24 protein-coding genes and 1 pseudogene are annotated in these 21,435 nt (G+C 42.4%); 24 read left to right on the forward strand and 1 reads right to left on the reverse strand.

Annotated elements, in window-relative coordinates:
• The 16 genes from FJR77_RS10300 to FJR77_RS05445 form a co-directional block, all read left to right on the forward strand.
• Positions 1-438: LPXTG cell wall anchor domain-containing protein (locus FJR77_RS10300; protein ID WP_235888716.1), on the forward strand; the 438-nt coding region annotated here is incomplete at its 5' end.
• A gap of 175 nt (positions 439-613) precedes the next feature.
• Positions 614-1,744: a radical SAM family heme chaperone HemW gene (gene hemW, locus FJR77_RS05375; RefSeq protein WP_140833728.1), complete on the forward strand. Its 1,131-nt coding sequence runs from the start codon at positions 614-616 to the stop codon at positions 1,742-1,744.
• 4 nt (positions 1,745-1,748) lie between these two features.
• Positions 1,749-2,486, forward strand: a complete 738-nt coding sequence (locus FJR77_RS05380) for an acyl-[acyl-carrier-protein] thioesterase (protein WP_140833727.1) — start codon at positions 1,749-1,751, stop codon at positions 2,484-2,486.
• Positions 2,487-2,496: 10 nt separating this feature from the next.
• Positions 2,497-3,270, forward strand: coding sequence for a TIGR01457 family HAD-type hydrolase (locus FJR77_RS05385; RefSeq protein WP_140833725.1), 774 nt, complete (start codon positions 2,497-2,499; stop codon positions 3,268-3,270).
• On the forward strand, positions 3,260-3,877 hold the full coding sequence (locus FJR77_RS05390) for a TIGR01906 family membrane protein (RefSeq protein ID WP_140833724.1): 618 nt from the start codon (positions 3,260-3,262) through the stop codon (positions 3,875-3,877). The genes FJR77_RS05385 and FJR77_RS05390 overlap by 11 nt, the downstream gene beginning before the upstream one ends.
• A 207-nt stretch (positions 3,878-4,084) precedes the next feature.
• Positions 4,085-4,486, forward strand: a complete 402-nt coding sequence (locus tag FJR77_RS05395) for a Spx/MgsR family RNA polymerase-binding regulatory protein (protein WP_000631259.1) — start codon at positions 4,085-4,087, stop codon at positions 4,484-4,486.
• Positions 4,486-4,764 (forward strand): UPF0223 family protein, encoded by a 279-nt coding sequence (locus tag FJR77_RS05400; protein WP_001041979.1) that lies wholly within the window; start codon positions 4,486-4,488, stop codon positions 4,762-4,764. Before FJR77_RS05395 ends, FJR77_RS05400 begins: the two co-directional genes overlap by 1 nt.
• Positions 4,754-5,527 carry an inositol monophosphatase family protein gene (locus FJR77_RS05405; protein WP_140833723.1) on the forward strand — a complete coding sequence of 258 codons (774 nt, stop codon included), beginning with the start codon at positions 4,754-4,756 and terminating at the stop codon, positions 5,525-5,527. The genes FJR77_RS05400 and FJR77_RS05405 overlap by 11 nt, the downstream gene beginning before the upstream one ends.
• Positions 5,528-6,832, forward strand: a complete 1,305-nt coding sequence (locus FJR77_RS05410; RefSeq protein WP_140833722.1) for an RsmF rRNA methyltransferase first C-terminal domain-containing protein — start codon at positions 5,528-5,530, stop codon at positions 6,830-6,832.
• A 221-nt stretch (positions 6,833-7,053) separates the two neighbouring features.
• Positions 7,054-7,932 carry a phosphate ABC transporter substrate-binding protein PstS family protein gene (locus FJR77_RS05415; protein ID WP_000746329.1) on the forward strand — a complete coding sequence of 293 codons (879 nt, stop codon included), beginning with the start codon at positions 7,054-7,056 and terminating at the stop codon, positions 7,930-7,932.
• Positions 7,932-8,849: a phosphate ABC transporter permease subunit PstC gene (pstC, locus tag FJR77_RS05420; protein ID WP_001070903.1), complete on the forward strand. Its 918-nt coding sequence runs from the start codon at positions 7,932-7,934 to the stop codon at positions 8,847-8,849. The genes FJR77_RS05415 and pstC overlap by 1 nt, the downstream gene beginning before the upstream one ends.
• Positions 8,839-9,723 carry a phosphate ABC transporter permease PstA gene (pstA, locus tag FJR77_RS05425; RefSeq protein ID WP_000543046.1) on the forward strand — a complete coding sequence of 295 codons (885 nt, stop codon included), beginning with the start codon at positions 8,839-8,841 and terminating at the stop codon, positions 9,721-9,723. The genes pstC and pstA overlap by 11 nt, the downstream gene beginning before the upstream one ends.
• A gap of 10 nt (positions 9,724-9,733) precedes the next feature.
• The gene (gene pstB / locus FJR77_RS05430; protein ID WP_140860069.1) at positions 9,734-10,537 is read left to right on the forward strand and encodes a phosphate ABC transporter ATP-binding protein PstB; all 804 of its coding nucleotides are present in this window, start codon (positions 9,734-9,736) and stop codon (positions 10,535-10,537) included.
• A 12-nt stretch (positions 10,538-10,549) separates the two neighbouring features.
• Positions 10,550-11,308, forward strand: coding sequence for a phosphate ABC transporter ATP-binding protein PstB (gene pstB, locus FJR77_RS05435; protein WP_000133481.1), 759 nt, complete (start codon positions 10,550-10,552; stop codon positions 11,306-11,308).
• Positions 11,309-11,319: 11 nt separating this feature from the next.
• On the forward strand, positions 11,320-11,973 hold the full coding sequence (phoU, locus tag FJR77_RS05440; RefSeq protein ID WP_000946458.1) for a phosphate signaling complex protein PhoU: 654 nt from the start codon (positions 11,320-11,322) through the stop codon (positions 11,971-11,973).
• 156 nt (positions 11,974-12,129) lie between these two features.
• Positions 12,130-12,945: an ABC transporter substrate-binding protein gene (locus FJR77_RS05445; protein ID WP_140833721.1), complete on the forward strand. Its 816-nt coding sequence runs from the start codon at positions 12,130-12,132 to the stop codon at positions 12,943-12,945.
• Between the two features lie 20 nt (positions 12,946-12,965).
• Here FJR77_RS05445 and FJR77_RS05450 read toward each other — a convergent pair whose 3' ends face one another.
• A complete protein-coding gene (locus FJR77_RS05450) occupies positions 12,966-14,237 on the reverse strand; it encodes an aminotransferase-like domain-containing protein (RefSeq protein ID WP_140833719.1) in 1,272 nt (423 codons plus the stop codon).
• A 141-nt stretch (positions 14,238-14,378) separates the two neighbouring features.
• On the opposite strand from FJR77_RS05450, the gene budA reads away from it, so the two are divergent.
• The 8 genes and pseudogenes from budA (at position 14,379) to FJR77_RS10455 (ending at position 21,230) form a co-directional block, all read left to right on the forward strand.
• A complete protein-coding gene (gene budA, locus FJR77_RS05455; RefSeq protein WP_140833718.1) occupies positions 14,379-15,110 on the forward strand; it encodes an acetolactate decarboxylase in 732 nt (243 codons plus the stop codon).
• Between the two features lie 9 nt (positions 15,111-15,119).
• Entirely contained in the window at positions 15,120-15,872 is a 753-nt protein-coding gene (locus FJR77_RS05460) for a YhfC family intramembrane metalloprotease (protein ID WP_140833717.1), read from the forward strand.
• 111 nt (positions 15,873-15,983) lie between these two features.
• The gene (gene murB / locus FJR77_RS05465; protein WP_140833715.1) at positions 15,984-16,889 is read left to right on the forward strand and encodes a UDP-N-acetylmuramate dehydrogenase; all 906 of its coding nucleotides are present in this window, start codon (positions 15,984-15,986) and stop codon (positions 16,887-16,889) included.
• A 159-nt stretch (positions 16,890-17,048) separates the two neighbouring features.
• Complete coding sequence (locus tag FJR77_RS05470; protein WP_000742922.1) at positions 17,049-18,206, forward strand: ABC transporter ATP-binding protein; 1,158 nt, start codon at positions 17,049-17,051, stop codon at positions 18,204-18,206.
• Positions 18,187-18,993 carry an ABC transporter permease gene (locus FJR77_RS05475; RefSeq protein WP_000753801.1) on the forward strand — a complete coding sequence of 269 codons (807 nt, stop codon included), beginning with the start codon at positions 18,187-18,189 and terminating at the stop codon, positions 18,991-18,993. The genes FJR77_RS05470 and FJR77_RS05475 overlap by 20 nt, the downstream gene beginning before the upstream one ends.
• Complete coding sequence (locus FJR77_RS05480) at positions 18,990-19,763, forward strand: ABC transporter permease (RefSeq protein WP_061759981.1); 774 nt, start codon at positions 18,990-18,992, stop codon at positions 19,761-19,763. Before FJR77_RS05475 ends, FJR77_RS05480 begins: the two co-directional genes overlap by 4 nt.
• Positions 19,760-20,830: an ABC transporter substrate-binding protein gene (locus FJR77_RS05485; protein WP_101782163.1), complete on the forward strand. Its 1,071-nt coding sequence runs from the start codon at positions 19,760-19,762 to the stop codon at positions 20,828-20,830. Before FJR77_RS05480 ends, FJR77_RS05485 begins: the two co-directional genes overlap by 4 nt.
• A gap of 149 nt (positions 20,831-20,979) precedes the next feature.
• A pseudogene (locus FJR77_RS10455) lies at positions 20,980-21,230 on the forward strand (hypothetical protein).
• Positions 21,231-21,435 lie beyond the last annotated feature (205 nt).

Raw genomic sequence — 21,435 nt, forward strand, 5'->3', positions numbered from 1 at the left:
ATCACAGTAACAATCGGTGAAGACGGTAAAGGTAAAGTACCAAACAGTGAATTACCAGAAGGTAAGGTTCCAGGTACAGCTAAGATTACAGAACCAGGTCAACCAACAGTTGAAGTTCCTGATGTAACAACACCAGGTAAAGTCACACCATCAACACCAACAGATACAAATCCAGTTGCACCAGTGACACCTGATATGCCAGTCAAACCTGATACTAATGGAAATTCTGGTCAAGATAAACCAGCACCAGCTACTCCAACTCCAAATGCAGATCAGGTAGATACTAAGACTACTGTTGATAATGGAGCTAAGTCAAATGATTCTCAAAATGTATTGCCAAATACAGGAACAGAATCAAATGCTGCTCTTGCATCTCTAGGACTTCTTGGACTATTGAGTGGATTTGGACTTGTAGCTCGCAAGAAAAAAGAAGACTAAAAATTTAGTCAGATGAACATTCATTCTTTTGTGTTTTAACAACGAACTAGATTGATTCTGATAGTTGTGTTATCCATAAAATACAAAGAATGATTAGATAAAGAAAGCGAACAATGCTAGGATTTTGTTAAACGGAATTCTAAGTATTGTTCGCTTTTTGTGGTATAATAAGACTATGCAGAAAAAACCAACATCAGCCTATGTGCACATCCCATTTTGTACCCAGATTTGTTATTATTGTGACTTTTCAAAGGTTTTCATCAAAAATCAGCCGGTAGATAGCTATTTGGAGCATCTGTTAGAAGAGTTTCAATCTTATGATATTCAAAGGTTGAGAACCCTCTATATCGGTGGTGGTACACCGACAGCCCTGTCAGCGTCACAACTAGAGGTGTTATTGAAGGGATTGACTGAAAACTTGGACTTGTCTGTCTTGGAGGAGTTGACCATTGAAGCCAATCCAGGCGACTTGGATGCGGATAAGATTGCTGTTTTGAAGAACTCGGCTGTCAATCGTGTTTCACTAGGTGTGCAAACTTTTGATAACAAAATGTTGAAAAAGATTGGGCGCAGTCATTTAGAGAAAGATATTTATGAAAATATCGACCGTCTGAAACTGGCTGGTTTTGACAATATCTCTATCGATTTGATTTATGCGCTACCTGGCCAGACCATGGAGCAAGTCAAGGAAAATGTGGCTAAGGCCATTGGGCTGGATATTCCCCATATGAGTTTGTATAGTTTGATTTTAGAAAACCATACGGTCTTTATGAACCGGATGCGACGTGGGAAATTGCCTCTGCCTAAGGAGGAACTAGAAGCGGAAATGTTTGAGTACATCATCGCAGAGCTGGAGCGAGCAGGTTTTGAGCATTATGAGATTTCCAATTTCTCCAAAATCGGTTTTGAAAGTCGTCACAATCTCATGTACTGGGACAATGCTGAATACTATGGCATTGGTGCTGGAGCATCTGGTTATGTCAATGGTGTTCGCTATAAAAACCATGGTCCCATTCGTCATTATCTGAGTGCAGTTGAGGAAGGCAACGCACGTATTACAGAAGAGCACCTGAGTCAAAAAGAGCAAATGGAAGAAGAAATGTTCTTGGGACTTCGCAAGAAATCAGGGGTTTCCATGGCGCGATTTGAGGAAAAATTTGGCCGGTCTTTTGATGAACTATATGGCGAAATCGTCAGAGACTTGGTTCAAAAAGGTCTCATGCAAATAGAGGGTGACCGAGTGCGCATGACAAAGAGAGGTCTCTTTTTGGGAGACACCGTAGCAGAACGATTTATTTTGGAGTAGGATCATGGGCTTAACTTATCAAATGAAAATGAAAATTCCTTTTGATATGGCTGATATGAACGGTCATATTAAACTTCCAGATGTGGTTTTGCTATCACTACAAGTTTCAGGGATGCAGTCTATTGAACTAGGAGTCGGTGATAAGACTATTTTAGAAAACTATAATTTAGTCTGGATCATCGCAGGATATGATATTGAGGTGATTCGTTTACCTCGTTTTGGGGAAGAAATTACCATCGAAACAGAAGTTTTGAGCTACAATCGACTTTTTTGCTACCGTCGCTTTACCATTTATGATGAAGCGGGGCAGGAGCTCATCCACATGATGACTACCTTTGTTCTCATGGACCGAGACAGTCGAAAAGTCCATGCTGTTGAACCTGAGATTGTGGCTCCTTACCAATCTGAGTTTTCCAAAAAATTGCTTCGAGGACCTAAATATCAAAGCTTGGAAAATCCAATTAGCAAGGATTACCATGTCCGTTTTTACGATTTGGATATGAATGGTCATGTTAATAACAGTAAATACCTGGACTGGATTTTTGAGGTCATGGGAGCAGATTTTTTGACCCAATATATTCCCAAGAAAATCAATCTCAAGTATGTCAAGGAAGTTCGACCAGGTGGGGTGATTACATCGGCTGTTGAGCGGAGTGGACTCGAAAGCAAGCATGAGATTACAAGCGACGGTGTTACCAATGCACAGACTATTATTACTTGGCAAGAATTAGAAAAGGATTAGGGAGAAATAGATGAAATATAAAGGCTATTTAATTGATCTAGATGGAACTATTTATAAGGGGAAAGATAGAATTCCAGCAGGAGAGGCTTTTGTTCATGAATTGCAAAAGCGGGACATTCCCTATCTCTTTGTGACTAACAATACAACCCGCACTCCAGAGAGTGTTCAAGAGATGTTGGCTCAGAATTTTAATATTGATACGCCCCTATCGACTGTCTATACAGCGACTTTGGCCACCATCGACTACATGAATGACTTGGGACTGGAAAAGACGGTCTATGTCATCGGAGAAGCAGGGCTCAAGGAAGCCATCAAGGCGGCTGGTTATGTGGAAGACAAGGAAAATCCTGCCTATGTGGTAGTAGGCCTGGACTGGCAAGTAGACTATGAAAAATTTGCCACAGCAACTCTTGCGATTCAAAAGGGCGCCCACTTTATCGGAACCAATCCTGACCTCAATATCCCGACAGAACGGGGTCTTTTGCCAGGTGCTGGTTCACTGATTACGCTTCTTGAAGTAGCAACACGAGTGAATCCTGTTTATATCGGGAAACCAAATGCTATTATTATGGACAAGGCGGTTGAGCACTTAGGTTTGGAACGCGAAGAATTAATCATGGTTGGGGACAATTACCTGACTGATATTCGAGCAGGAATTGACAATGGCATTCCAACGCTCTTGGTGACGACAGGTTTTACCAAGGAAGAAGAAGTAGCAGACCTGCCAATCGCACCGACTCATGTGGTTTCTAGCCTTGCGGAGTGGGATTTTGATGAAAACTAAACTGACTTTTTGGGGCTCTATGCTCTTTCTCCTCTCCCTGTCAATCCTTCTGACTATTTATCTGACTTGGGTCTTCTATCCTATGGAGATTCAGTGGCTGCACCTAACGAATCGGGTTTATCTAAAACCAGAAACCATTCAGTACAACTTTCAGATCTTGATGAATTACCTGACCAATCCTTTTAGTCAGATCCTAGAGATGCCAGATTTTCGTTCGTCAGCAGCTGGGCTACACCATTTTGCGGTGGTCAAAAACCTCTTTCACTTGGCTCAGCTAGTAGCCTTAGTGACACTGCCAAGTTTCTATTTCTTTGTCAAAGGAATTGTGAAAAAGGGATTCTTGTCTCTCTATCGTAAAAATTTTCTGGCTTTAGTAGTCTTACCTTTGCTGATTGGGCTTGGGGGAGTTTTGATTGGGTTTGACCAATTCTTTACTCTTTTCCATCAACTTCTCTTTGTGGGAGATGATACCTGGCTTTTTGACCCAGCTAAGGATCCAGTGATTCTGATTTTGCCAGAGACCTTCTTCCTTCATGCCTTCCTCCTCTTTTTCGCCCTCTATGAAAGCTTCTTTGGTTTTCTGTACCTGAAAAGTCGTAGGAAGTAAAACGAAAGACGTTTTTAATTTGTATATATAAAATTGTATATCATTTGAAACCATCGTTAAGAGTGAATTAACCAAATCCAATTGTGTCAATCGTTTGCGAACAGTCTATTTTTCTTGAAAAATAGGCTTTTTTTAAAAAATCGCTAGTCAAGCGCTTTATTTTTGTGTATAATAGAAATAGCAAAGTATAGATAAGAAGAGAAAAGCATGATTACACTATTTCTATCACCGAGCTGTACATCATGTCGTAAGGCTAAGGCCTGGTTAGAAAAACATAAGGTTCCCTTTGTGGAACACAATATTATGACCAGTCCTTTAACAAGAAAAGAATTGCAACATATCCTTTCCTTGACCGAAAATGGTACTGATGACATCATTTCAACTCGTTCAAAAATTTTTCAAAAATTGAATATTGATGTAGAGAGTATTTCGGTATCGGAATTGCTTCATTTGATTGAGCAGTACCCTAGTCTTTTACGTCGTCCAATTATTATTGATGCCAAACGCATGCAAATCGGTTTTAATGAAGATGAGATTCGTGCTTTTCTCCCTCGTAGTTACCGTAAGCAAGAACTAAAAGAAGCAAGAATGAGAGCTGGTATTAGTTAATGAACAAACAGTATAGTTACCCACTAGATTTGTCGTGGAGCACTGAAGAACTTGCTTCAGTGCTTTCTTTTTTTAATGATGTTGAAGCTGCCTATGAAGGCAAGGTAGAAGCTAAAAAGTTACTGGACTCCTATAAGGGATTCAAGTCTGTCGTGCCAAGCAAGAGTGAAGAAAAACGTTTGGGACGAGAATTTGAAACAGTTAGTGGCTATTCGCTTTACCGAGCAGTTCAGGCTGCCAAGGAAAAAGGGGAAGGAAAGATTTCTCTTGGAAAGTAAATTTGAATTTGCTAAAGAGCTTGTTAAGAAAGCAGGTCAGTACATCCTTGACCATATGCAGGAAGACTTGTGTGTTGAAACCAAGTCCTCTCCAACGGATTTGGTGACCAGACTGGACAAGGAAGTTCAGGAACTTTTGGTTAGTGAGATTTTGTCCCGTTATCCTAAGGATAAGATTTGTGCTGAAGAAGGTTGTCTGAGAGCCTCGGTTCAAGAGGGCAAGGTTTGGGTCATTGATCCCATTGATGGTACCAATAACTTTGTCGCCCAGCAGGAAGATTTTGCTGTTATGATGGCTTATTTTGAAAATGGTCAGGGACAGTTTGGCCTGATTTATGATGTGGTCAAAGGGGATTGTTATCACGGTGGTGGAGCCTTTCCTGTTTATCTAAATGATAAGCCCCTAGCTCCCTTTCAAGCAAAACCACTTGGAGATTTTCTCATTGCAGGAAATAGTGGTATGTTGGAAACCAATGAATGGGGACTGGCTGATTTGAGTCGAGCGGTTCTCGGTGTTCGTGTCTATGGGAGTGCGGCCATTAGTTTTGCCAAGATTTTGTCAGGACGTTTATTGACCTATGTCACTTATCTGCAACCATGGGATTATGCCGCAGCTAGTATTTTAGGGGAAAATCTGGGCTATCGGGTGGTGACCCTTTCTGGTGAAGCTCCTGATTTTCAAACCAGACAGCCGGTCATGATGGTGCCTCTTGAGATGCAGGAGGAAATTCAGTCCTATATTTACGAAAGGAAAAGAACTTAAATGCAATTTCCAGAAGGATTTGTTGAAAAATATGAAGAGATACTAGGAGATGAGGCAAGAGATTTTCTTGCCTCTTTTGAGGAGGAAGCGGTTTCGGCCTTTCGGGTCAATCCTTTAAAAGAAGCCCAAGCTTCATTTTCTGATCCTATTCCTCAAACCCCTTGGGGACACTATGGGAAGGTTTCAGGAAAATCTCCTGAGCATGCTACTGGTTTGGTTTATTCGCAAGAACCTGCTGCTCAGATGGTTGCTCAGGTAGCCCAGCCCAGTCCTAGTATGAAGATCTTGGATTTGGCCGCTGCACCGGGTGGCAAATCCACTCAACTAGCAGCCTATCTAGCAGGGGAGGGTCTCCTGGTTTCCAATGAAATTTCAAGCAAACGGGCTAAGATTTTAGTAGAAAACATGGAGCGCTTTGGAGCGACAAATGTCGTGGTGACCAATGAATCTGCCGACCGCTTGGCCAAGGTTTTTAAAGGCTATTTTGACCTGATTGTCCTTGATGCCCCTTGCTCTGGTGAAGGGATGTTTCGTAAGCAACCAGATGCTATGGACTATTGGAGCTTAGATTATCCAAGTCAATGTGCTAGTTTGCAAAGAGAAATTCTAGTAGATGCAGTGACCATGCTTGCAGAAGGTGGTCGTTTGGTTTATTCAACCTGTACTTGGGCACCCGAGGAAAACGAAGAGATCGTCAATTGGCTACTGGAAGAGTATGATTTTGACTTGCTACCAGTTGAGCATATCAATGGAATGGTAGCTGGTATTGATCTGCCAGAAACAGCTCGGATGTACCCTCATCATTTTAAGGGAGAGGGGCAGTTTGTCGCTCATTTACAATTTAAAGGTGACAATCCAGCACCTAAATTTAAGGCAAGTAAGAGCAATCTCAGCCGTGAGCAAGTTGCCTTGTGGCAGGAATTTGCACAAAACCATTTGAAGGTTAATCTACCGGGTATTTTGCAGACATTTGGAGATCAGCTTTATATCTTACCAGAACTTTTGCCAGATTTAGGGAAACTCAAGATTGCTCGCAATGGACTGCATCTGGGTACTTTTAAGAAGAAACGCTTTGAGCCTAGTTTTGCTCTTGGTCTAGCCTTGAAACCGAGTCAGGTCAAACAGTCGGTTGAAATTGACCAAGAAGGGTTTGTAAAGTATGTGGCTGGAGAAACCGTTCAGCTGGCGGAAAGTCTGCCAAATGGTTGGTATCAAGTTTTGGTTCAAGGCAATGGTTTGGGCTTTGCTAAGGTGACTGGAAATGTTTTGAAAAATTATTTTCCAAAAGGCCTCAGATTCAAGTGAAAATGCTAGTCAAAGTAGCTTGTCTATGTTATAGTGGAAGTATGGATTTTTTTCAAATTGTCTTTCATTTTAAGTCAAAATTAGTGGAGAAGGCAACTGAGCAAATTTCTAGTAAAACCAAGCTAGCAACGTCAGTTGGCTCCCAATTTTAAAAAAGAAAAACATAAATAAATAGTTGAAAAAATTCACAGCATTCACCATTATTTTCAAGGAGAAAAACAGTGAAAAAAAGGAAAAAACTCGCTCTATCCCTTGCGGCTCTTTTGCTAGCAGGTTCTTTGGCGGGATGTGCTAGCTGGATTGATCGTGGGGAATCCATGACAGCTGTTGGCTCAACGGCTCTTCAGCCCTTGGTCGAAGCAGCAGCAGATGAATTTGGTTCTATGCACGTTGGAAAAACAGTCAACGTTCAAGGTGGAGGATCTGGTACAGGTCTGTCTCAGGTTCAGTCTGGAGCCGTTGATGTAGGAAATTCAGACGTATTTGCCGAGGAAAAAGACGGTATCAACGCATCCGCTCTAGTGGACCATAAGGTAGCCGTAGCAGGCTTGGCAGTAATTGTGAACAAGGAAGTTGACGTTGAAAATCTGACAACAGAACAACTCCGTAGCATCTTCACAGGTCAAGTAACCAACTGGAAAGAAGTCGGTGGGAAAGACCTAGCCATTTCCATTATCAACCGTGCGGCAAGTTCTGGTTCGCGTGCAACCTTTGATAGTGTTATCATGGATGGTCAATCTGCTGTGCAGAGTCAAGAACAGGATTCAAATGGGATGGTCAAAAACATTGTTTCCCAGACACCAGGAGCCATTTCTTACCTAGCCTTTGCCTATGTGGATGACTCGGTGAAACGCATGAAGTTGAATGGCTATGAGCCGATTGCAGAAAATGTTACGACCAATAACTGGCCTTTGTGGTCTTATGAGCACATGTACACCCTAGGTCAACCAAACGAATTGGTGGCAGAATTCCTCAACTTTGTCTTATCAGATGAAGCGCAAAGTGGAATCGTTAAGGGAATGGGCTATATTTCTGTTAAGGAAATGAAGGTTGAAAAAGATGCTGTGGGAACGGTGACAGCACTAGAAGGGAGTCAATAATGAATCAAGAAGAATTAGCTAAAAAATTACTTTCTCCCTCAAAGAACTCTCGTTTAGAGAAACTAGGAAAAGGTTTGACCTTTGCCTGTCTGTCTTTGATTGTCATTATTGTGGCTATGATTTTGATTTTCGTAGCCCAAAAAGGCTTGTCGACCTTCTTTGTCAATGGAGTTAATATCTTTGATTTCCTATTTGGTCAAACATGGAATCCTTCAGGTAAACAATTTGGTGCCCTTCCAATGATTTTGGGTTCCTTTATTGTCACAATCCTGTCAGCCCTTATCGCAACTCCTTTTGCCATTGGAGCAGCTGTCTTTATGACAGAGGTCTCACCAAAAGGTGCTAGAATCTTGCAACCAGCCATTGAATTGCTTGTCGGGATTCCTTCAGTTGTGTATGGATTTATTGGTTTGCAGGTCGTAGTTCCTTTTGTCCGTAGTGTCTTTGGTGGAACTGGTTTTGGGATTTTGTCAGGGATTTTCGTTCTCTTTGTCATGATTTTACCGACGGTAACCTTTATGACAACCGATAGTTTGCGTGCGGTGCCTCGTCACTACCGTGAAGCTAGTTTGGCTATGGGGGCAACTCGCTGGCAAACCATCTGGCGCGTGACCTTGAAGGCAGCGCGTTCAGGTATTTTTACAGCAGTGGTCTTTGGGATGGCGCGTGCCTTTGGTGAGGCTTTGGCTATTCAGATGGTGGTCGGAAACTCAGCCGTTGTCCCAACTTCACTAACAACACCTGCTGCGACCTTGACCTCTGTCTTGACCATGGGTATCGGAAATACCGTCATGGGTACAGTTGATAATAACGTACTTTGGTCCTTGGCCTTAGTCTTGCTCTTGATGAGTTTGGCCTTCAATAGTGTGATTAAATTGATTACGAAAGAAAGAGGAAAGAAAAACTATGCACGCTAAGAAATTAGATAAAATTGCAACAGCTGTCCTCTACTCAATTGCAGGAATTATCGTTGCCATCTTGGCATCCTTGATTCTTTATATCTTGGTTCGTGGTTTGCCCCACATCTCTTGGTCTTTCTTGACTGGCAAATCCTCTTCTTACCAAGCAGGTGGAGGGATTGGAATTCAGCTCTATAATTCCTTCTTCCTTCTGGTCATTACCTTGATTATTTCTGTGCCCTTGTCTATGGGAGCTGGGATTTTCCTAGCTGAATATGCCAAAAAAGGTCCTGTGACCAACTTTGTCAGAACCTGTATTGAAATCTTGTCTTCTCTACCATCAGTGGTTGTAGGTCTCTTTGGTTACTTGATCTTTGTAGTTCAGTTTGAGTACGGATTTTCAATCATCTCAGGTGCCTTGGCCTTGACAGTCTTTAACCTGCCTCAGATGACTCGTAATGTTGAGGACAGCTTGAAACACGTTCACCATACGCAACGTGAGGCTGGTTTGGCCCTTGGGATTTCTCGCTGGGAGACTGTGGTCCATGTGGTTATTCCAGAAGCCCTTCCAGGGATTGTAACTGGGGTTGTCTTGGCCTCTGGTCGTATCTTTGGTGAGGCGGCAGCTCTCATCTATACAGCAGGGCAATCCGCTCCAGCCCTTGACTGGTCTAACTGGAATATTCTTAGTGTGACCAGCCCAATCTCTATCTTCCGTCAAGCAGAAACCTTGGCTGTCCACATCTGGAAAGTCAATAGCGAAGGAACCATTCCAGATGGAACCATCGTATCAGCAGGTTCTGCAGCCGTGCTCCTCATCTTTATCCTCATCTTTAACTTTGGAGCCCGCAAACTCGGAAGCTACCTACATAAGAAATTAACCGCTGCCTAAAGGAGAAGCCATGTCAAAATATAATTGGGATGAAAAGCATATCATCACCTTTCCTGAAGAGAAAGTGGCCCTCTCTACTAAGGATTTACATGTTTACTACGGTAAAAAAGAATCCATCAAGGGCATCGATATGCAATTTGAAAAAAATAAAATTACAGCCTTAATTGGCCCATCTGGATCAGGGAAATCAACCTACCTCCGCAGTCTCAACCGTATGAATGATACCATTGATATTGCTAAGGTCACAGGTCAAATCCTCTATCAAGGGATTGATGTCAACCGTCCAGAAATTAACGTCTATGAGATGCGTAAGCACATCGGAATGGTCTTCCAACGACCAAATCCCTTTGCCAAGTCTATCTACCGCAACACCACTTTTGCCCATGAACGTGCAGGGGTTAAGGACAAGCAAGTCTTGGATAAAATTGTGGAAACCTCTCTTCGTCAAGCTGCCCTTTGGGACCAGGTCAAAGACGATTTGCACAAGTCAGCCTTGACCCTATCAGGTGGTCAGCAGCAACGTCTCTGTATCGCTCGTGCTATCTCTGTTAAACCAGATATCCTCTTGATGGATGAACCAGCGTCAGCCTTGGATCCGATTGCAACAGCCCAGCTGGAAGAAACTATGTTGGAATTGAAGAAGGACTTTACCATCATCATCGTGACTCACAGTATGCAGCAGGCTGCGCGTGCTAGTGACTACACAGGATTTTTCTACTTGGGTGACTTGATCGAGTACGATAAGACCTCTAATATTTTCCAAAATGCCAAACTACAGTCAACCAATGACTACGTAACAGGACACTTTGGATAGAAAGGAAACAGTATGACAGAAGCGATTTTACAGGTGTCAGACCTGTCCGTTTACTACAATCAAAAAAAGGCCTTGAATAGTGTTTCCCTATCTTTCCAACCTAAGGAAATTACAGCCTTGATTGGTCCATCTGGATCAGGGAAGTCAACCCTTCTCAAAGCAATCAACCGCATGGGGGACCTCAATCCTGAGGTGACCACAACTGGTTCGGTGGTTTACAACGGCCACAACATCTACAGTCCGCGTACAGATACAGTTGAATTGCGAAAGGAAATCGGTATGGTTTTCCAACAACCGAACCCTTTCCCTATGTCTATCTACGAAAATGTTGTTTATGGGCTTCGTATCAATGGAGTGAAGGACAAGCACGTTCTGGATGAAGCGGTAGAAAAAGCCTTGCAACGAGCTTCTATCTGGGATGAGGTCAAGGATCGCCTGCATGATTCGGCTATCGGGCTTTCAGGTGGACAACAGCAACGTGTCTGTGTTGCCCGTGTCTTGGCAACCAGTCCTAAAATCATTCTCTTGGATGAGCCGACTTCAGCCTTGGACCCTATCTCGGCTGGTAAGATTGAGGAAACCTTGTATGGTCTAAAAGATAAATATACCATGCTCTTGGTTACGCGTTCTATGCAACAAGCTTCTCGTATTTCTGACAAGACAGGATTTTTCCTAGATGGAGATTTGATTGAGTTTAACGATACTAAGAAGATGTTCCTCAACCCACAACATAAGGAAACAGAAGATTATATTTCAGGAAAATTTGGATAAGGAGATAAATGATGTTACGTTCTCAATTTGAGGAAGATTTAGAGAAATTGCACAACCAGTTCTACGCCATGGGACAAGAAGTGCTCTCACAAATCAATCGTACAGTGCGTGCCTTTGTTACGCATGACCGTGATTTGGCCAAGGAAGTCATCGAAGACGATGCAGAAGTAAACGAATACGAAGTGAAATTGGAGAAGAAATCATTTGAAATGATTGCCCTTCAACAACCCGTTTCTCAAGACTTGCGTACAGTTCTAACAGTCTTAAAAGCGGTATCTGACTTGGAACGTATGGGAGACCATGCTGTTTCCATTGCAAAAGCAGCAATTCGTATGAAGGGAGAACAACGTATTCCAGCTGTTGAAGAAGAAATCAAGAGGATGGGTCGCGATGTTAAGAATTTCGTCGAAGCAGCCCTTGAACTCTATCTGAATGGTTCAGTGGACCAGGCCTATGAAGTAGCAGCAATGGACGAAAAAATCAACCATTATTTTGATAGCATTCGTGATTTGGCTACAGAAGAAATCAAGAAAAATCCAGATGCTATCGTTACAGGTCGTGATTACTTCCAAGTGATTGCTTTCTTGGAACGTATTGGAGACTATGCCAAAAATATCTGTGAATGGGTTGTTTACTTTGAAACAGGTAAGATTGTCGAACTATAAAATAGTTTCATTCTGTATAAAAAGGAGCTTGAAATTAACTGATAGCTCCTTTTTTGAATGAAAAAAATATTTTTAAGATAAAAATTCAAAAAATACTTGACAAACATCTTGAGTAGCGTTATAATTATACAAAATTAACAGAGAGGTTGTTTATTTATGAAATTAAAAAAATGGATATTTGTTTTATGTAGCTTTCTTGCAAGTTTCTTCTTAGTGGCTTGCCAGTCAAGTTCGAATGGTTCTCAGTCAGCTCTTGAGGCCATTAAGCAAAAGGGGAAATTAGTTGTGGCGACCAGTCCTGACTATGCACCCTTTGAATTCCAAGCCTTGGTTGACGGGAAAAATCAGGTAGTCGGTGCGGATATTGATATGGCCCAAGCTATCGCTGATGAACTTGGGGTTAAGTTGGAAATTTCAAGTATGAGTTTTGACAATGTCTTGACCAGTCTTCAAACTGGGAAGGCAGATCTAGCAGTTGCGGGAATTAGCGCTACTGACGAGAGAAAAGAAGTCTTTGATTTTTCAATCCCTTACTATGAAAACAAGATTAGTTTCTTGGTTCGGAAGGCTGATGTAGAAAAATACAAGGATTTAACTAGCCTGGAAAGTGCTAATATTGCAGCCCAAAAAGGGACTGTTCCAGAAGCAATGGTCAAGGAACAATTGCCAAAAGCTCAATTGACTTCCCTAACCAATATGGGTGAAGCTGTCAATGAATTGCAGGCTGGAAAAGTAGATGCTGTTCACATGGATGAGCCTGTTGCCCTTAGCTATGCTGCTAAAAATGCAGATTTAGCTGTCGCAACTGTCAGCTTGAAGATGAAGGACGGCGAAGCCAATGCAGTTGCCCTTAGAAAAAATAGTGCTGATTTGAAAGAAGTGGTGGATAAGGTCATCCAAAAACTCAAGGATGAAGGAACTTACCAAAGCTATCTTGAAAAAGCAGCAAGCCTAACAGAAGTTGAACAATAAGAAAAAAACAGAGTTGGAAGTCAATCCAATTCTGCTTTTAAATAGTTTAAAACATTTTCCAGATTGTCTAAGGACACTTTGGCAAATTGATAAGGGCAGACACCCAAGTAGGCCTCTTCAAAGAATTCCAAGCTCAGTTGACTGTGTTTGAGACTGGCAATTTTAGGGTATCGTCTTAGGTCTAGCAATACACCATCGTGAAGAGGAAAGTGAGGAAGGGGGCAAGTCAATTTAGCTAACCTTTCCTCGATTTGCTTCTGGTAAGCTTCCTGATTGGCCAAGCGAGCTAAACGATTTTTCTCAAATAATTGACTATCGATATAGAGTGACAGGGCCTTTTGCATGATGAGGTTACTGTCGTAGTCTAGGATATTTTTGTAGGCTACAAAGGCTTCTTTGATAGCATTTGGAAGGATGAGTGCCGTAATTCGCAGGGCTGGAAAGAGGCTGGTTGAGAAGGACTTGATGTAAATAACCCGCTCCTCTGTATCCAGATAGTGGAAGGTCTGGCCCTTTTTAGAGTCCAAATCCCCCAAATAGTCGTCCTCTACGATATAGACACCATACTTGGCAGCTAAGTCAAGAATAGCCCGTTTGTCCTGCTCAGAATAGGAATGGCCTAGGGGATAGTGAAAGCGAGGAATAGTATAGAAAAACTTAATCTTTCCTGTTTTGAAGTGTCGCTCCAGCTCCTCTAAGTCAATCCCATCAATGCCTCGTTCAATCGTTTGATAGTCTAAGCTCTGAGCAATCAAGAGGCGATTCATCCGATGGTAGGTCGGCTGTTCCACCAAGATTTCCTTTGCTTGGCTAGGAAAGGATATTTGAGAGAGAATAAACAAGGCTTGTTGGGTCCCAGAAGTCAATACCAACTGGTCTGCCTTGCAGTAGAGAGCTTGGTCAAATAGAAGTTTATGAATGGATTGTCTTAAGTCTTCTAATCCTTCTTGGTTGTCATAGTAGTTGAAGAGGTAGTTTTCCCGGCCAATCAAGGTTTCATTGACGCAGAGTCGGAAATCGTCATAGGCACTGGCATGTTCGTCAGTGACTTCGATTTCTAGGTCCTGGTGTTGCCCTTGTTCTAGGACATAGTAGCCACTCTGGGGCTTGGCATAGAGGTATTGTTCGTGCCGTAATTCAAGCAGGGCTCTCTGAATGGTGTCCTTGCTACAGTGGAAGTCAAGGCTCAGTTGACGGATAGAAGGCAGGCGGCTTCCCGTCGGAAATCGTCCAGACTCGATACCATTTTTCAGATAGGAAACGACCTCTTGGTACTTGCTTTGTTTCTTCATTCCAGACCTCCCTTGATTTTGTTACATTGTACCTTTTTTTTTCCTTCTTGGCAATGTTTAGAGTGTTTCTCTCGTTCACATCTAGGGGCAAATGTGGTATACTTAGGAGTAAGATTTATAGAATAACAGACAAGAAAGAGAATGGATAAGAACGTGCAGGAACCAGTGAAATTATTTCAATACAATACCCTTGGAGCCTTGATGGCAGGCCTTTATGGTGGTACCATGACAGTGGGAGAATTGCTAGAGCATGGTGACCTTGGTTTGGGAACCTTGGATTCTATTGATGGAGAATTGATTGTCTTGGATGGCAGGGCCTATCAGGCTAAAGGCTCAGGAGAGCAACCAGAAATTGTGGAAGTATCACCAGATGCCCTTATTCCTTACGCTGCAGTGGTACCGCATCAGGCAGAGGTCATTTTCCGCCAGCGCTTTGAGATGACGGACAAGGAATTGGAAGAACGAATCGAGTCTTATTATGATGGGGAAAATCTTTTCCGCTCTATCAAGATTCGGGGGGAATTTTCACATATGCATGTGCGCATGATTCCCAAGTCGACACCAGATACCAAGTTTGCTGATGTCGCAACCCATCAACCGGAATATAGTCGTGATAATGTGGTGGGAACCATCGTTGGTTTCTGGACGCCAGAGATTTTCCATGGAGTCAGTGTGGCAGGCTACCATCTGCACTTCATCTCAGATGATTTGACTTTCGGTGGACATGTCATGGACTTTGTCATCAAGGAAGGCATTATCGAGGTGGGAGCAGTTGATCAGTTGGATCAACGTTTCCCAGTCCAAGATCGTCAATACTTGTTTGCTAAGTTCAATGTTGACGAGATGAGAAAAGATATTGAAAAGGCAGAATAGGAGAAGAAAATGACCACTCATATTATCATTACCACGGTGCTTTTGCTAGCTTTCTTGCTAGGAAGCATTTGGTATGCCAAAAAGAAATACCAGATCAATCTAGCTGTCTTGGGCTTGGGGGCTGTCGCCTTCTTTGTCTCTTCACAGATTTTAGAAAAACTGGTGCATATCTTGGTTTTGCACCCTCAAAAAAACGGCAGTATTGCCCTCTTGCAAGACCACCCGCTTCTCTACATCCTCTATGGACTAGCCATGGCAGCCCTTTTTGAGGAAACTGCTCGTCTTGTTTTCTTCAAATGGTTGGAGAAAAAGAGAAGCTTGGAAAAGGCAGATGCCTTGGGCTATGGACTGGGGCATGGTGGCCTGGAATTGATTTTCCTCGGTATCACCAGTTTGATCAATCTCTACATCGTGCTTTCAGCGGTTCAAACGCAGGATCCACAGGTTATGCAATTGCTGTCTGAAAATATGTTGAAAACCATCCAGTCGCTGTCTGTCTGGCAGATTTATTTGCTTGGTTTTGAACGGATTTTGGCTCTAGGTTTCCAATTACTTTTGACAGTTTGGGTTTACCAAGCTGTTCGCCAGAAAAAATGGATTTATCTCCTAGCGGCCTATGGTCTACATGCCTTCTTTGACCTAGTACCATCTCTAGCTCAAGTAGGATGGATTACAAGTCCAGTCTTGGTTGAAGTTGTCCTAGCACTTGAACTTGTGCTGGTTGCCTATGGAACAAAGGCTATCTTTTGCAAAAAATCATAAAAAGAGGGGAAACCTCTTTTTTTGTTTAAAAGAAGCCCAAGATTTTTTTAGGGTCGTCAAATGGTCTTAAAAATGGTATAATGGAATGAATTTTGTAAAAGGGAGAGTGTCATGTCAGTAGAAGAAAACATGCTTGAAATCTTAGAAGGGATTGATATCCGTTTCAAGGAACCCTTGCATAGCTATAGTTATACAAAAGTAGGTGGAGAGGCCGATTATCTGGTCTTTCCACGAAATCGTTTTGAGTTGGCTCGCCTTGTTAAATTTGCTAATCAAGAAAATATCCCTTGGATGGTTCTTGGAAATGCCAGCAACATTATCGTTCGTGACGGCGGGATTCGTGGATTTGTCATCTTGTGTGACAAGTTCAATAATGTTTCAGTTGATGGCTATACCATCGAAGCTGAAGCTGGTGCTAACTTAATTGAGACAACTCGCATTGCCCTTCGTCATAGTTTGACTGGTTTTGAGTTTGCTTGCGGCATTCCAGGGAGTATCGGCGGTGCTGTCTTTATGAATGCAGGTGCCTATGGTGGTGAGATTGCCCACATCTTGCAGTCTTGTAAGGTCTTGACCAAGGATGGAGAAATCGAAACCTTGTCTGCCAAAGACTTAGCTTTTGGTTATCGCCACTCAGCCATTCAAGAGTCTGGTTCTGTTGTCTTATCAGCTAAATTTGCCCTAGCTCCAGGAAGCCATCAGATTATCAAGCAAGAAATGGACCGCTTGACGCATCTCCGTGAACTCAAGCAACCTTTGGAATACCCATCTTGTGGCTCGGTCTTTAAGCGTCCAGTCGGGCATTTTGCAGGTCAGTTAATTTCAGAAGCTGGCTTGAAAGGCTATCGTATTGGTGGCGTAGAAGTGTCAGAAAAGCACGCAGGATTTATGATCAATGTCGCAGATGGAACGGCTAAAGACTACGAAGACTTGATTGAGTCTGTTATCGAAAAAGTCAAGGAACACTCAGGTATCACGCTTGAAAGAGAAGTCCGTATTTTAGGTGAAAGCAAGTAGGAAGCTGTATTTGAAAAGCTGCTGCTATGTCATGGAAAGGGGGTGAAAGCCTATCGTTAGTGCAGAAGTATGTAGGCAGTTCAATCTCCTACACGAGGTAGTAGCGGCCTGACAGAGCCCTAATCTGTTAATCTATGAAAAAGAAGGAATAAATGACAATTGAAAAAACCAATTATTGAATTCAAAAACGTCTCTAAAGTTTTTGAAGACAGCAACACCAAGGTTCTCAAAGACATCAACTTTGAGTTGGAAGAAGGGAAATTCTACACCCTTCTAGGCGCATCTGGTTCAGGGAAATCAACCATCCTAAACATCATTGCAGGTTTACTGGATGCGACGACAGGAGATATCATGCTAGACGGTGTCCGAATTAATGATATCCCAACCAACAAGCGAGACGTCCATACCGTCTTTCAATCCTATGCCTTGTTCCCACATATGAATGTGTTTGAAAATGTTGCCTTTCCGCTCCGCTTGCGTAAGATTGACAAGAAAGAAATCGAGCAACGTGTTACTGAAGTTCTCAAGATGGTTCAGTTGGAAGGTTATGAAAAACGTTCCATCCGCAAACTTTCTGGAGGACAACGTCAGCGTGTGGCAATTGCCCGTGCCATCATCAACCAACCCCGTGTGGTTTTGTTGGACGAGCCTCTGTCAGCGCTGGACTTGAAATTAAGAACAGATATGCAGTACGAACTGCGTGAACTGCAACAACGATTGGGCATTACCTTTGTCTTTGTCACTCACGATCAGGAAGAAGCCCTTGCCATGAGTGACTGGATTTTCGTTATGAATGATGGTGAGATTGTTCAGTCTGGAACTCCTGTGGACATCTACGACGAGCCAATCAACCACTTTGTTGCCACTTTTATCGGTGAGTCAAATATCTTGCCAGGTACCATGATTGAGGACTACTTGGTTGAGTTTAACGGCAAACGCTTTGAAGCGGTCGATGGTGGGATGAAGCCAAATGAATCAGTCGAAGTCGTCATTCGTCCAGAGGACTTGCGCATTACCCTTCCTGAAGAAGGTAAGCTACAAGTTAAGGTCGATACCCAGCTTTTCCGTGGGGTTCACTACGAAATTATCGCCTATGACGAGCTTGGAAATGAATGGATGATCCACTCGACTCGTAAGGCCATCGTGGGTGAGGAAATCGGTCTGGACTTTGAACCAGAAGACATCCATATCATGCGTCTCAACGAAACCGAGGAGGAGTTCGATGCTCGTATCGAAGAATACGTGGAAATCGAAGAGCAAGAAGCAGGTTTGATCAATGCAATCGAGGAGGAAAGAGATGAAGAAAACAAGCTCTAAACTCTTTGTAGTGCCCTACATGCTTTGGATTGCACTCTTTGTCCTGGCACCCTTGGTCTTGATTTTCGGTCAATCCTTTTTCAACATCGAAGGCCAGTTTAGTTTAGAAAACTATAAATCTTACTTTGCGTCACAAAACTTGACCTATCTCAAAATGAGCTTCAACTCTGTACTCTATGCAGGAATTGTGACCTTTGTGACCTTGCTTATCAGCTATCCTACAGCCCTCTTTTTGACCCGTCTCAAGCACCGTCAACTCTGGCTCATGCTGATTATCCTGCCAACTTGGATCAATTTGCTCCTTAAAGCATATGCCTTTATCGGAATTTTTGGTCAAAATGGCTCTATTAACCAATTTTTGGAATTTATCGGAATCGGTTCACAGCAGCTGCTCTTTACGGATTTCTCCTTTATCTTTGTTGCAAGCTACATCGAGCTTCCCTTTATGATTTTGCCGATTTTCAATGTCTTGGACGATATGGACAACAATCTTATCAATGCCAGCTATGACCTAGGTGCGACCAAGTGGGAGACCTTCCGTCATGTCATCTTCCCTCTGTCGATGAATGGTGTGAGAAGTGGGGTCCAATCGGTCTTTATCCCTAGTTTGAGCCTCTTCATGCTGACCCGTTTGATTGGTGGGAACCGTGTTATTACGCTGGGAACGGCTATTGAACAGAATTTCCTAACCAATGACAACTACGGTATGGGTTCTACCATCGGTGTGATTCTCATCCTGACCATGTTCATTACCATGTGGGTGACCAAGGAAAGGAGAGAACGATGAAAAAATTTGCCAACCTTTATCTGGGACTGGTCTTTCTTGTCCTCTACCTGCCGATTTTTTACTTGATTGGCTACGCCTTTAATGCAGGCAACGACATGAATAGCTTTACAGGCTTTAGCTTGAACCATTTTAAAACCATGTTTGGTGATGGTCGTCTTATGTTGATCCTCACCCAAACCTTTTTCTTGGCCTTTCTGTCAGCTTTGATTGCGACCATTATCGGAACTTTTGGTGCTATTTACATCTACCAGTCTCGTAAGAAATACCAAGAAGCCTTTCTTTCACTCAATAATATCCTCATGGTTGCGCCTGATGTTATGATTGGTGCCAGCTTCTTGATTCTTTTTACCCAACTCAAATTTTCACTTGGCTTTTTGACCGTGTTATCTAGTCATGTGGCCTTCTCCATTCCTATCGTGGTCTTGATGGTCTTGCCACGTCTTAAGGAAATGAACGGCGATATGATTCATGCGGCCTATGACCTTGGTGCCAGTCAATTTCAGATGTTCAAGGAAATCATGCTTCCTTACCTGACTCCGTCTATCATTGCAGGTTATTTCATGGCCTTCACCTATTCGCTGGATGACTTTGCCGTAACCTTCTTCGTAACGGGAAATGGCTTTTCAACGCTGTCAGTCGAGATTTACTCTCGTGCTCGTAAGGGGATTTCGCTAGAAATCAATGCCCTGTCTGCCCTCGTCTTTCTCTTTAGTATTATCCTAGTTGTTGGTTATTACTTTATCTCACGTGAGAAGGAGGAGCAAGCATGAAAAAACTCTATTCATTTTTAGCAGGAATTGCAGCCATTATCCTGGTCTTGTGGGGAATTGCGACGCATCTAGATAGTAAAATCAATAGCCGAGATAGTCAAAAATTGGTTATCTACAACTGGGGAGACTATATCGATCCAGAACTCTTGACTCAGTTCACAGAAGAAACAGGCATCCAAGTCCAGTATGAGACCTTTGATTCCAACGAAGCCATGTATACCAAGATTAAGCAGGGTGGAACGACCTATGATATTGCTATCCCAAGTGAATACATGATTAACAAGATGAAGGACGAAGACCTCTTGGTTCCGCTTGATTATTCAAAACTTGAAGGTCTTGAAAATATCGGACCAGAGTTCCTCAACCAGTCCTTTGACCCAGGCAATAAATTCTCCATTCCTTACTTCTGGGGAACCCTGGGAATCATCTACAATGAAACTATGGTAGATGAAGCGCCTGAGCATTGGGATGACCTCTGGAAGCCAGAGTATAAGAACTCCATCATGCTCTTTGATGGGGCGCGTGAGGTGCTGGGACTGGGGCTCAACTCCCTTGGCTACAGCCTCAACTCCAAGAATACCCAGCAGTTGGAAGAGACAGTAGACAAACTCTACAAACTGACTCCAAATATCAAGGCCATCGTTGCCGACGAGATGAAGGGTTACATGATTCAGAATAACGCTGCTATAGGAGTGACCTTCTCTGGCGAAGCCAGCCAAATGCTGGAGAAAAATGAAAATCTACGCTATGTGGTTCCGACCGAGGCCAGCAATCTTTGGTTTGACAATATGGTTATTCCCAAAACAGTCAAAAACCAAGATGCTGCCTATGCCTTTATCAACTTTATGTTGAAACCCGAAAATGCTCTCAAAAATGCGGAGTATGTCGGCTATTCAACACCAAACCTACCAGCTAAGGAATTGCTCCCAGAGGAGAAAAAAGAAGATAAATCCTTCTATCCAGATGCTGAAACCATGAAACACCTAGAAGTTTATGAAAAATTTGACCATAAATGGACAGGCAAATATAGCGACCTCTTCCTACAGTTTAAAATGTATAGGAAGTAGGAGTTAGCAGTCACGAAACGAATCAGTCAAACTGGTTCGTTTTTTATGTAGAAGGCAATTTTTGTAACTGTATGTTTTTCTATGATAGTTGCTTATTTGCTTGCCTAGTAGTATACTAAGCTTAACCTTACAGAAAGCGGTAACAAATAATGAAAATGTCTACTTTTTTCAAAAAAGTTTCTGGTCAACCTTTTTGACTGTTAAGCAAACTGTTATACTATTCTATCTAAAGAATGGTTTGGATCGGTAATACCTAATAACTGAGTCTATATATTTGGTGATAGGAAACTTTATATTTGAAAATATTTACGTAGCTATCTTTAGCAATTCGAAACTTTGGGATAAAAATTGGGCTAAAAAGAGTGATAGCAGTAAGAAAAAATATATTCTGAAAAAGTAATCTGAGATGTAGGAAATTGGTTTGATTCGACGGAGATGATTTCCAGTTGACGCAAGCTTAAAAAAACGATATAATAATAAAGTTGAGAATTGATTTTCACTTGTCTTAGTCCAGAGAAATGGCGGTGCTGCGAGCCATCTAAGCTAGAAACTCATGCTACTCAATTTAACAATTGCATAATAAGAATAAGAGAATGACAAGTTCA

The sequence above is a fragment of the Streptococcus shenyangsis genome (assembly GCF_006385785.1).
Classification (GTDB): Bacteria; Bacillota; Bacilli; order Lactobacillales; family Streptococcaceae; genus Streptococcus; species Streptococcus shenyangsis.